The organism is Aquimarina hainanensis (assembly GCF_042684685.1).
In the GTDB taxonomy this organism is placed as follows: domain Bacteria; phylum Bacteroidota; class Bacteroidia; order Flavobacteriales; family Flavobacteriaceae; genus Aquimarina; species Aquimarina hainanensis.
Genome location: NZ_JBHULX010000001.1, coordinates 511,760 through 524,355, shown reverse-complemented (window position 1 = coordinate 524,355; position 12,596 = coordinate 511,760). Strand labels below are relative to the sequence as shown.

Here is a 12,596-nt window from a genome sequence, read left to right as displayed (position 1 = left end):
TTTTCATTATCCACCTACTAATTATGCATAACATTCTTATAGATGTATCGTTTTTACAATCTTATTTTTTGCAACCTTAATGCATTTCCTATCACAGAAACAGAACTGAAACTCATTGCCAAAGCAGCAATCATTGGGGATAGTAAAACACCAAAAAAAGGATATAAAACCCCTGCTGCTATTGGGATTCCCACAGCATTATACACAATAGCAAAAAACAGATTTTGTTTAACATTTTTCATCACTTTTTTACTTAACACATAGGCTTTATCAATCCCTGATAAATCGCCCTTAACTAATGTAACAGAAGCACTTTCTATCGCTACATCTGTTCCGGTTCCCATTGCAATTCCTATATCGCTTTTAGCCAATGCAGGAGCATCATTAATCCCATCTCCTGCCATTGCCACAATCTGTCCTTTCTTTTGTAATTCGTCTATATATGCGAGTTTATCCTGGGGCAACATATTGGCTTTACAAGGGATTTCTCCAAGTTTTTTAGCAACTGCATTAGCTGTTTTTTCGTGATCCCCAGTAAGCATTACAACACTGATTCCTTTTTGTTTTAGTTTTTCAATTTCTTCTTTTGCTCCTGCTTTTATGAGGTCTTCCAAAATGATAATTCCTTCTATTTTTTTCGCTACCGCTACATAAGATACCGTACGTCCCTTTTTCTGTTCTTTCAATGCTACCTCTTTAATACGGTCTGATACAGTAACCCCATACTCTTCCATTAATTCGAGGTTTCCAACATATACAGACTGGTTTGACACCATAGCTATCACTCCTTTCCCTATTACCGCTTCGAAATCTCTTACAGCTCTTTTTTCTGCACCTTTCTCTTTTGCGTATTGTGAAATAGCTGCCCCCAGAGGATGTTCACTATGTTGGTTGACAGCAAATAAAACCGAGAGCAGTTCTTCTTTTTTTGTGCTTGCCTCCCACACTATCTGAACAACAGATGGACTTCCTTCTGTAAGAGTTCCTGTTTTATCCACTACCAATGTATCTATAGCAGTCATTTTTTCCAGTACTTCGGCATTTTTGACCAGTACTCCTGACTGCGCTCCTTTCCCTACTCCAACCATTACAGACATAGGAGTAGCTAATCCCAATGCGCAAGGACACGCTATAATAAGCACTGCTATCGCATTGATAAATCCATATACAACTGAAGGTTCTGGTCCATAAATCCCCCAAATTATTGCTGTAATAAAAGCGACTCCCACAACTACCGGAACAAAATATCCAGAAATTCTATCTGCTAATTTCTGAATAGGAGCTTTACTTTTACCCGCATTATTAACCATCTCTATAATCTGCGCTAACAAGGTTTCCTCTCCTACTCTGGTCGCCTGCATCAGAAACGATTGTTTTCCATTAACCGTCCCTGAGTGCAATACATCTCCTTTCTCTTTCTGTACCGGAATCGCTTCTCCTGTGATCATAGCTTCATCTACAATAGTACTTCCATCAGTTAGTATTCCATCAACAGGAATTCTATCTCCTGGCTTGACTCTTAAAATATCTCCCAGAACAATCTTGTCTATCCCAATGATCTCTTCATTTCCATTTATAATTCGATATGCTGTATTAGGAACTAGTTTTAATAATTCTTTTATCGCATTATTAGTCTTGCTATGTGCTTTAGCTTCCAGCAGCTGACCTAACAATGCTAATGTCAATATTACAGTCGTTGCCTCAAAATAGACATGTACCTCTCCGGTAGCTGTCTTAAAGTCCATTGGGATTAGCTGAGGAAATATCACTGCTAACACACTAAAAACCCAGGCACTACCTGCTCCAATCCCGATCAAGGTAAACATGTTATAATGACGATTTCGCAAGGATTTATAAGCTCTTTCAAAAAACATCCTTGCCGCATAAAACACGACAGGAATCGACAATAATAATTGTATCCAGTTCCATTGCGTACCTCTTAACAGTTTCATCAAAGGATTCTGAGGAATCATATCGGACATTGCAATACAAAAAACAGGAAGTGTGCAGATAACTGCTATCCACATTTTTTTAGAAAGCAACTGGTAATTCTTCTCCTCAGAGGAGACCTCTTCTAACACCACTAATTCTTTCTTACACAAAGGGCAATAACCTGGAGACTCCTCCTTAATCTCTGGATGCTCCGTACAGGTATACAAGACGACTTTGGTCTTCACTTCTTCTACCAGATCCATTCCACATACCGGGCAGTCTCCCATTTTCGTATATGTCTTATCTCCTTCGCAATACATCGGACAGTAAAAAACCCCCGTTCCTTCTCCTTTCTTTTTGACTTCGGGAGCAGAAGTATTACAACATGCTTTCGTTTCTTTTTCCTGTGTTATCAGATATCTGTCAGTATCTTTTTGTAATGCTTTCTGAAAATCAGCGATCATGATCGGATCATCCATTTCTATTACAGCTTTCCCGTTTTCTAACTCAACTGTAACTTCTCTAACCCCCGAAACTTCTCTCAACAGTTTTTCTACATGACTTCTACAGCCATTACAGCTCATTCCCTGTATGTAATAGGTTTCGATCATTGAATTGTTTTTTCTACACTTCCACATTTCAGCATTTTATCTCCGTAATACGGATTCCTAACTTCCTTAGAATCGGATAACCAATACCCTCCTTTTCCTTCAAAAGCCATCGGACAAAACTGTTTATATATCTCTCCAGAAGTAATCTCTACCCCCTTAAGGATTCTTTCCATCTCTTCTGTAAGTCCCACGAGAAAATCACGTTGTTTTGTCAATTCTTTGGTCAGACTCATCAGACTTGCTGTAGCTTTTAATTGCTTTAAAGAAGTATCTTCTCCTATCACTCCTTCTAATTCTTTCGCTGCATTTTTCACCCCTTTGAGATCAGAATTCACCAACCCTCTTTTTATCTGTAAATAAGACCCGTACAGCTTTTGAGTCTTAGGATCTGCAAACACAACGGTACTTTTTGTTGATGTTTTATTGATATCAACAATTGGTTTATCTTCTTCTACTGCTACTGTTACCGACGTTTTGTTTACGGGCTCTTTTTTGTCTTTTCCACATGAAAAAATTCCAAAAGAAATTGCCACTACTATTATTTTTACTACTGATGTTTTCATTATTTCGTTTTTTTAATTGTTTACTTGATATCCGAGGTTTATCTCGAACTTAAAATTCGTTTGCTATAGAATGTTTTTACTGCCGTAGATAATTTAAAATTGCACTATGAGAATAATACGCCTGAATAGCTTCTATTTTTTTCTTTTCAAATTCCAGGATCAACTCCTGTATCTCCAAAACCTCTTCAAAATCGATAGTTCCTGTCTCATATGTTTTTCTAATAATCTCTTCTGCTAATAGTGCTTCATCTATATTTTTCTGATAGGTCGTATAATTAATTCTTGCTGTAATCCGATCATTAATTGCTGTATCCATTATTTTCTCCAATACATTCTGAGTGGCTTCTCTTTTCTGGGCTACTGCTTCTTTCTCCAGGTCTATTTGCTTCGATCTAGAAGAATATTTTTTAGAAAACAATGGAAATGAGAATGTAACCATTGGCATAACAATATCTTTTCCATTATCTGAAAAGTTCATATCGGGGCGTTCCTCTACTACAATATAATCTACCCCAACTCCTATATCCGGCATGGCTTCTCTTTTATTAGTTATTAATTGATTTTCCAACACCTCTTGATAATAATCATATGTAATTAACTCGGGATGATATGTAATATCATCCAGCATCATCGTTGGTTCTTCTTCGGGAATAAATAAATTATCGACAATATGCAACGGGTCGAAACCATCTCTATGCAATAATTGATTAAATGCAGACTCCGCGGAAAGAATTGCTCCTTTAATGACTTCTTTACTATTGAGTATTCCATTTTTTGCGATATTAATTCTCAGAATATCTACTGTTGACGCTTTGTTATTCTCTACTGCGACCAAACCTAATTCCTTATAGGTATCCAGTATTTTTTCTCGTTGTTCTAATACCTTTAAAGTAGCTTTAAGACCATACACCTGATAGTATTTCTGCTCAATCTGAAGAAAAATCTTTCTTTTTAACACTTCGTATTTACTCTTGGTCATTTCACTTTTGGTCTGTTGAGTTTTCCTTTTAGAAGCATTTGTACCAAACCAGGGGATTTTTTGTTGCACACTTAGTTTTGCTTTTTGTGCTCCGGTTCTTGTTTCTGGTTCACTCATAAAATATCCTGCTCCGACAGATGTTTCTGGTAAACTACCTACCTCTTTAATCTTTTCTTCTTCTCCCTGAATTTGATACTTCATCGCTTGCAGTTCAGGATTATTTGCTGCTGCTTCTTTTAGATATTCCTGTAAGGTCTGTCCACTGCATACAAACTGGAATAACAACATTCCCAATAAAATGGTGGTACGCATATTCTTTTTTCTCAAGAGATCTTTTTTATGTTTATATTGTTGACTCACACTATTAATTATTTATTTTCTTTACTACTTCGTATCGAAATTTCTTTTTTCCAGCTAAATAGAACAGGTACTACGAATAGCGTCACTAAAGCAATGACCATTCCTCCAAAACTCGGAATCGCCATTGGAATCATGATATCACTTCCTCTTCCCGTTGCAGTAAGAATAGGGATTAATGCCAAAATCGTTGTCGCTGTAGTCATCAGACAGGGGGTTATCCGTTTTTCTCCCGCTTCTATTACTGACCTATGAATTTCTTCCCGGGTTGCAGGGGTATTTTTATCAAATGTTTGTTTCAGATATGTAGCCATTACTACTCCATCATCGGTTGCTATTCCAAATAATGCGATAAAACCAACCCATACTGCTACACTGAGATTAATGGTTTGTATATTAAAGAGCGTACGAAGGTTAACTCCCAGTATCTCTACATTGAGAAACCATTGCTGATCATATAACCAAATCATCATAAATCCCCCAGCAAATGCTACTGCCACTCCTGTAAAGACCATCAACGAAATGCTTATTGATCTAAACTGAAAATACAGAATCAAAAAGATCATCAATAAAGCTAAAGGCACTACAATTGACAGGGTTTTTTCTGCCCTGATTTGATTTTCATAGGTTCCTGTAAAACGATAACTAATCCCTGAAGGAACCTGTATCTCCCCTACAGTGATCTTCTCTGTGATCAACCGTTGTGCTTTTTCCACTACATCAACCTCTGCGAACCCTGCTTTTTTATCAAACAATACAGCTCCTACCAAAAATGTATCCTCACTTTTTATAGCTTGTGCTCCTTGCTCATACCGGATAGTCACCAATTCGCTCAGAGGTACCGGGTCTCCTTTTTCTACTGGAACGTAAACATTTTTTAAATCTTCAGGATGACTTCTTAACTCCCTGGGGTAACGTACACGAACAGCATAGCGTTCTCTTCCTTCTATAGTTTGAGTAAGTATTTTTCCTCCTACAGCTATTTCCAATACTTGTTGCACTGCTGCTACAGTAATTCCATAACGAGCGATCTTATCTCTGTCTACATCAATCAGAAGATAGGGTTTCCCTATGATTCGTTCTGCAAAAACGGCTTCTGTTTTTACTCCTTCCACCTCTTTTAATACAGTTTCTAACTGAATTCCAAAGGCTTCGATTTCTTCCAAGTTTTGTCCTTTTATTTTAATCCCCATCGGAGCCCTCATCCCAGTTTGTAACATCACTAAGCGAGTTTCTATAGGCTGTAATTTGGGTGCTGAGGTTACCCCCGGAAGCTTCGTTACTCGGACAATTTCATTCCATATATCATGTGTAGTCGTGATCTCTGGTCTCCAGTTTCTATAATATGCTCCCTCCTCATCAGGGATTAGTTTTCGCTGAGCCACTGGAAAATCTACAGATTGCACCCCTTTTGTAGTTTCATTATTAGGGTTCTTAGTCACTCCTCCGTTCTTCAATAAAAAAGCTCCTTCTTCATCAATCCTAAACTTTTGTGGAATTCCTTCTTTATTTTCTATATATTCCGGCTTGTAGATAATGATATTTTCATACATTGACAAGGGTGCTGGATCCAGAGCAGATTCTATTCTACCTGCCTTCCCCACCACTGTCTCTATTTCAGGAATTCCGGCAACAGCCATATCTAATTGTTGCACTATTTTTTTATTCTCAGAAACTCCCGAATGTGGCATCGAAGTCGGCATCAATAAGAATGCTCCCTCATCCAATGCTGGCATAAATTCTTTTCCTGTTTGCTTCCAAACATATATCCCAAAAAATAGAATCATTATCGGAAACACCAAAAACAATGATTTATGCTGTAAAGCCCAATATAATATCTTCGTATAATAATTTCTAAAGATCATAAAACTTCCTAAAGTTCCGAGGCATAACATCGCTACAAACAAAAAACTCCAGACGAAATGTAATTGCACCCCCAAAGGTCGCCAATACATCGCTAATAATGTAATGATTCCCAGTGCTGCCATACATACATTTATAAGTTCCCCTCTTTTTGAAGAGATTATTTTTCGTAAATGTAAAATCCCTATTCCTCCAAAACCGATAAGGAATATTGCTATAAAATATCCTTTTCCAACTGCCCATACCCCCAATAGGCACAATACAATATTAAACCCATACTGCATTCGTTTTTTAACGCCTTTGATCCCAAACAAAAATGAAGCGAATGGCGGAATAAAGAACAGTGCTACAAATAATGTAGCTACTAAAGCCATGGTTTTGGTAAATGCCAGCGGTCTAAACAGTTTACCTTCTGCCCCAATCATCGTAAAAACAGGAATAAAACTAATTATAGTTGTTAAAACTGCTGTAAGAATAGCTCCCGAAACCTCGGAAGTTGCACGATATACCACTGCATTCACAGGATGCTTTTCCTTATTTTCTTTTATATGCCGAATGATATTCTCACAGAGAATAACTCCTACATCTACCATCGTACCAATAGCTATTGCAATTCCTGACAAGGCGACAATATTGGCTTCTACATCAAATAGCTTCATCGCTATAAACACCATCAACACTGCAACTGGTAATGCTCCGGAAATTAATACAGAGGCTCTGAGGTTAAACACCATTATTACAATAACTAAAATGGTAATTAATATTTCTAATGTCAACGCTTCTTTTAATGTATCCAGTGTTTCTGCGATTAACGTTGATCGATCATAAAACGGCACTATAGTTAATTGAGATTCCCGCCCATCTTTCAAGGTTTTGACAGGCAACCCTTGTGCTATTTCGTTTATTTTTTCTTTTACATTTTTGATTACCTGCATTGGATTAGCTCCAAATCTCGACACAACCACCCCACCAACAACTTCTGCTCCTTCCTTATCTAATATCCCTCTTCTGGACGCCGGTCCTAAAGATACTTTGGCGATATCTTTAATCCGTATTGGAGTATACCCTTCCGAGCGTATCACTGTATTCTCTATATCCTCTATTGATTTTACATATCCGAGCCCTCTAACAATATACTCTACCTTATTAATTTCCAATGTTTGTATCCCCGATTCCTGATTGCTTTGTTTTACTACATTGGCAACCTGATCTAATTGCACATTATATTGCTTCATTAATTCCGGATCAATATCAATATGATATTCTTGTACATATCCTCCTATAGAGGCTACTTCTGATACTCCTTCTACTCCAGATAAAGCATACTTAATAAAATAATCCTGCACCTTTCTTATTTCGTGAAGATCCCATCCTCCGGTCACTTCTCCTTTTGGGTCCCTTCCTTCTATAGTGTACCAAAAAATCTGCCCCAAACCTGTTGCATCCGGTCCTAAAGAGGGAGAAACTCCTTCTGGCAATAAACCGGAAGGCAAAGAATTTAATTTTTCTAAAATCCTACTCCTACTCCAATAGAATTCTATTTTTTCATCAAAAATCACATAAATGGTAGAGAATCCAAACATGGATGAACTACGTACTGTTTTTACCCCAGGAATCCCCAACAGCGAAGTTGTCAGGGGATATGTTATCTGATCTTCTATATCTTTAGGGGATCTTCCTTTCCAGACAGTATATATAATTTGTTGGTTCTCTCCTATATCAGGAATTGCATCTACTGCCACAGGATCCGAAGGAAGAAAAGTGATCTTCCCATCAAAAGGAGCATGTACTAGTCCCCACCCTACAAAGAAAATGAGAAACAAAAAGGCTATCAGCTTATTTTCTATTAAAAATTTAATGCCCTTGTTAAGCATAGATAAAAGTATTTAGTAATTATTAATATACTCTGCGTCCTTTATTTATAGTTAAAAATAAAGAATACAATTTCCTCTTACTAACAATAATCAGTAAGAGTTTATTAATAGGTACTAAATCAAATCAGGAAAGTTTCGTAAAGAACAACAATATCTCTGGTTCGCTCCGGAGGCGAATGTGTCAGATACAATAATGGCTGCTGTTCTACATCGACAAATCTTTTTATATAGGTATATACAAATGAGGTAATCCAAAGTTGCTGAGGCATGTCTAATTGATCAAAAGAAGTTTTTAGCTCGTTTTGACCTTCAATTACTACTGTCTCATCAGAACAACAGGATTTTTTCTCCATAGATGACTTCTGCCCTTCTTGTATGTCATACATAGCTTCCATACCACAAGTTTTTGCTTTTGTGTACAAAGAAGCATCTACTAAAATCTTACCACAGTAATGTTTATGTACAGTAAACGACATAGTAGATAGCAATACAATGCATGCTAAAACAAAAGATCCTATTTTATGTAACATAGAAGTCATCGCTACAAAAATAGTTAATAATACTTATATTTTCATAACTATTTAACACAATGCGCACTATGATTTAACAAGAGTAAATCAAATTGAGTACTATTTTTAATAAATAATTAGATAATTTTACCAAAAAACTAGATTACATGACGTTTCAAGAATTACGCCCAAAAGTACAAGCTATTGCAACAAATCCACAGGAAACAACAGACAACAAACTATTGCAAATATGCGAGTTGTTAAAAGAAGCTATAGCATATTATGACTGGGTCGGGTTTTATTTTAAAAATGGAGACAAAGAAGAATTAAAGCTTCGTTCGTATGCGGGAGAAGAGACTGATCACACGATCATTCCTTTTGGAAAAGGTATCTGCGGGCAGGTAGCCGTCTCTAATAAAAACTTCGTTGTACCTGATGTCCAGGCACAAGACAATTATATCGCTTGTAGCATCTCTGTAAAGTCTGAAATAGTAATTCCTCTGTTTAAAAATGGAGAGAACATCGGTCAGATCGATATTGACTCAGAAACTCCTGACCCATTTACAGAAGAAGATGAACGTTTTTTAGAATTTGTAAATCAAGAAGTTGCTAAAATCTTATAAATATCGTTCCTTCGTCTCTCTCATTCAAAGAAAAACAAATTATCTACTATGAAAATGTTAGTTACTGGTGGATTGGGATTTATAGGGTCTCACACCGTTGTAGAATTACAAAATGAAGGATATGAAGTTGTTATCATAGACAACTGCTCAAATTCTTCTCCTGATGTACTTGACAGAATTACCAACATCACAGGAAAGAAACCTATTTTTGAAAAAATTGACCTTAGAGAAAAAGACAAGGTTCAGGATTTTTTCTCCAGACATACTGATGTAGAAGGTGTAATTCACTTTGCCGCTTCCAAAGCAGTCGGAGAAAGTGTAGAAAACCCATTATTATATTATGAAAATAATATTTCTACACTTGTTTATATCCTACAGGAATTACAAAAAAAGAACACTGCTAATTTTATCTTCAGTTCTTCTTGTACTGTATATGGACAGGCAGACGAATTACCCATCACAGAGAATGCTCCTGTGAAAGTAGCAGAATCTCCTTATGGGAATACCAAGCAAATTGGAGAAGAGATCATCAAAGATACTTGCAAAGTTACTCCGAATGTCAAAGCAATTGCTTTGCGATATTTTAATCCAATTGGAGCACATCCAACTGCTGAAATCGGAGAACTTCCTATAGGAGTTCCTCAAAACCTTGTTCCTTTTATTACACAGACAGCGATCGGTATGAGAGAACAATTATCTGTATTCGGAAATGATTACCCTACAAAAGACGGAACTTGTATTCGAGATTATATACATGTAGTAGACCTTGCAAAAGCTCATGTATCTGCTTTACAACGACTGGTTAATGACAAAAACAAAGAAAATTACGAAGTATTTAATGTTGGAACAGGAACAGGAAGTACTGTTTTGGAAGTTATTCAATCTTTTGAAAAAGTAGCTCAACAAAAACTAAAACATCAAATAGTAGAACGAAGACCTGGGGACATTACTGCTGCTTATGCCGATACTACCAAAGCTAATAATGAATTGGAATGGAAAGCCCAAAGTAGTTTGGATGAAGCCCTGGCTTCTGCCTGGAAATGGGAACAAAAAGTAAGAAACTAACAAACAAAATTCCATTATCACCTATAAAAAAGCGCCTTTACATTGTAAAGGCGCTTTTTTATATATCTTTATAGCAAATCTGTTCCTAGTAGAACTTCGCTCGTTTATCTTCAATTTCTGCTGCTGCCTTTAATGCATTAAACACTCTTGAGTTCACCGCATTTTCTCTGGATTTTGTCTCCTGAGATGCATAACTCATATAAGTATCCAATCCATTGGCAGGAGTCTTTTTAGTCACTTCAATAACATACACTCCATTAGCTCCTACTACAGGTTTAGAAACATTTCCTACTTCTAATGCGAATGCTGTTCCTACTACCTTTGGCTCATTTCCTGCACCACTAATAGTTGGAGTTTTCATATTTACTCCAAGAGCGCTCTTTACCGTTTGCCCTTGTGCGCTTGCAATCTGATCCAGTGTCGTTCCGGAAATTTTCCCTTTTAGAACAGCAGCTTTCTTCTCTCTTACCAGAATAGGCTTTACTAACGAACTAGCATCTGCTACACTCATTACTCCTTTTTCTGATTTCTCTGTTAATTGTGCTACCACATACCCGTCTTTAATATCAAATCGTTTTACATCTCCGATTTTTCTATCTTCATTAAATGCCCACTGTACAATTGATCGCTGTGCTCCTACTCCTGGAATATTCTCGTCTAATTCTTTGATTTTATTTACAGGTCTTACCTCTACATTATTCTTTTTTGACACTTCTTCAAAATCAGCATCTTTAGTAGCAATCTGGAATTTTGTAGTTTCTGTAAATATATCGTTAATCGTTTTCTCACTAGGCTCTATCTTTCTCGCGATAGTAGCTACTTTTTGTACTTTCTGCTCATTCTTTTGATCTTCGATAGCTATTACATGGTACCCAAAAGAAGTTTCTACAACTCCCATGTCACCAGTTTTGTTATCAAAGCAATAATCTCTAAATGCAGGAACCATTCTATTATATGTAAAATAATCCAGATCTCCTCCTTTATCTTTATTAGAAGTATCCGCAGAATACTGAGCTGCCAAATCTTTAAATTTAGATTTATCTGCTTTTACTGCCCCCAGAATACTATCTGCTAATTTTTTTGCATCCTCTTTGGTTCTTTCTAATCCTGCTCCGGTGCTTAACCCTTTCCAGGCAACAAGAATATGACTTGCTTTTACAGAATCAACCATTTGACGCTCTGCAACGACTTTTGTCACTTTTACGAAACCTCCATCCTCATATGGTCCGTATATCCCTCCTACAGGTGTATTGTATAGAGTATCGGCAATTGAAGCTGGCAAGTCTTTTTTGAATGAGTATGCGTCAATATATTTTACGGCAGAATTTGCATTTACAAAATCTTCAACATTTTTAGTATTTCTAAACCCAGCAACTGTATCTGTTTGTTTGGTATTACTATTAAATTCTGCTTTGTCATCTAATAAAGCAGCTACTTCTCCCTTGATTGCATCGATATCTTCTTTACTTGCTTCTTCTTTAAACATCACATAACGAATACTTCTTGAAGCTTCTGCTTTATACAACTCTGGGTGTTTACTTATGTACGCTTTAATTTCAGAATCAGAAACTTCTGCTTCTGTATCAGGAATACTTGAATATGGCAATTGTACATACTTAATGTCTACTTTATCGTTTTCCATTTTATATGCCAACTCTCCTTCTTTTAGCGTTGCTCCCACTCCTGCCTTTATCATATTCATATAAGCAGCTTCTCTAGCTCCTTTGCTCACAGAAGCTTCATAATCTAACCACTGCTGGTACGCTTGAGGAGAAGTTGCTTTGATATTCGCTACATACTCCTGTAGTTTTGCTTTATCAAAAACTCCTGCATCATTCTGAAATGTAGGATTACTAGCCAATGATTGCGCTAATAACTCATTCACCTCATCAGGACCTACTGCAATTCCTAAATTATCAAATTGCTCTGCTAAAATCACTTCTCTCAGCTCTTGATTCCAAACATAATTCATTGCCTGAATACTGGAACCATTTGCACCAAAGTTCCTGGAAGCGGCTTCTACCTTTCTAGCAAACTCAGTTCTATCAATATCTTCTCCATTAATTGTTGCGATTGTGTTTTGATCTTTTTGAGATATTGCACCTCCATTACGGAATAAATCCGCTAAAACAAATGAGAAAAGCGCTAAGGCTATAATCACAATTAAAAAAACGGAACGCTGTCTGATTTTATTTAAAACTGCCATTGTAAGTTGATTTA

8 protein-coding genes are annotated in these 12,596 nt (G+C 36.7%); 2 read left to right on the top strand and 6 right to left on the bottom strand.

Annotation, left to right across the window (positions count from 1 at the left end; translation table 11 throughout):
- Positions 1–53: 53 nt before the first annotated feature.
- The 5 genes from ACFSTE_RS02340 to ACFSTE_RS02320 form a co-directional block, all read right to left on the bottom strand.
- On the bottom strand, positions 54–2,543 hold the full coding sequence (locus tag ACFSTE_RS02340; protein ID WP_378258297.1) for a heavy metal translocating P-type ATPase: 2,490 nt from the start codon (positions 2,541–2,543) through the stop codon (positions 54–56).
- Entirely contained in the window at positions 2,540–3,106 is a 567-nt protein-coding gene (locus tag ACFSTE_RS02335) for a DUF3347 domain-containing protein (RefSeq protein ID WP_378258295.1), read from the bottom strand. Before ACFSTE_RS02335 ends, ACFSTE_RS02340 begins: the two co-directional genes overlap by 4 nt.
- A 76-nt stretch (positions 3,107–3,182) precedes the next feature.
- Positions 3,183–4,412 carry a TolC family protein gene (locus tag ACFSTE_RS02330; protein WP_176027746.1) on the bottom strand — a complete coding sequence of 410 codons (1,230 nt, stop codon included), beginning with the start codon at positions 4,410–4,412 and terminating at the stop codon, positions 3,183–3,185.
- A 41-nt stretch (positions 4,413–4,453) separates the two neighbouring features.
- Entirely contained in the window at positions 4,454–8,179 is a 3,726-nt protein-coding gene (locus tag ACFSTE_RS02325; protein ID WP_378258293.1) for an efflux RND transporter permease subunit, read from the bottom strand.
- Between the two features lie 119 nt (positions 8,180–8,298).
- Positions 8,299–8,709, bottom strand: a complete 411-nt coding sequence (locus ACFSTE_RS02320) for an HYC_CC_PP family protein (protein ID WP_176027748.1) — start codon at positions 8,707–8,709, stop codon at positions 8,299–8,301.
- A 146-nt stretch (positions 8,710–8,855) separates the two neighbouring features.
- On the opposite strand from ACFSTE_RS02320, the gene ACFSTE_RS02315 reads away from it, so the two are divergent.
- Both ACFSTE_RS02315 and galE read left to right on the top strand, forming a co-directional pair.
- The gene (locus ACFSTE_RS02315) at positions 8,856–9,311 is read left to right on the top strand and encodes a GAF domain-containing protein (protein WP_176027749.1); all 456 of its coding nucleotides are present in this window, start codon (positions 8,856–8,858) and stop codon (positions 9,309–9,311) included.
- Between the two features lie 48 nt (positions 9,312–9,359).
- Complete coding sequence (gene galE, locus ACFSTE_RS02310) at positions 9,360–10,376, top strand: UDP-glucose 4-epimerase GalE (protein WP_176027750.1); 1,017 nt, start codon at positions 9,360–9,362, stop codon at positions 10,374–10,376.
- 85 nt (positions 10,377–10,461) lie between these two features.
- Here galE and ACFSTE_RS02305 read toward each other — a convergent pair whose 3' ends face one another.
- Positions 10,462–12,582 carry a peptidylprolyl isomerase gene (locus ACFSTE_RS02305; protein WP_176027751.1) on the bottom strand — a complete coding sequence of 707 codons (2,121 nt, stop codon included), beginning with the start codon at positions 12,580–12,582 and terminating at the stop codon, positions 10,462–10,464.
- Positions 12,583–12,596: the final 14 nt, after the last annotated feature.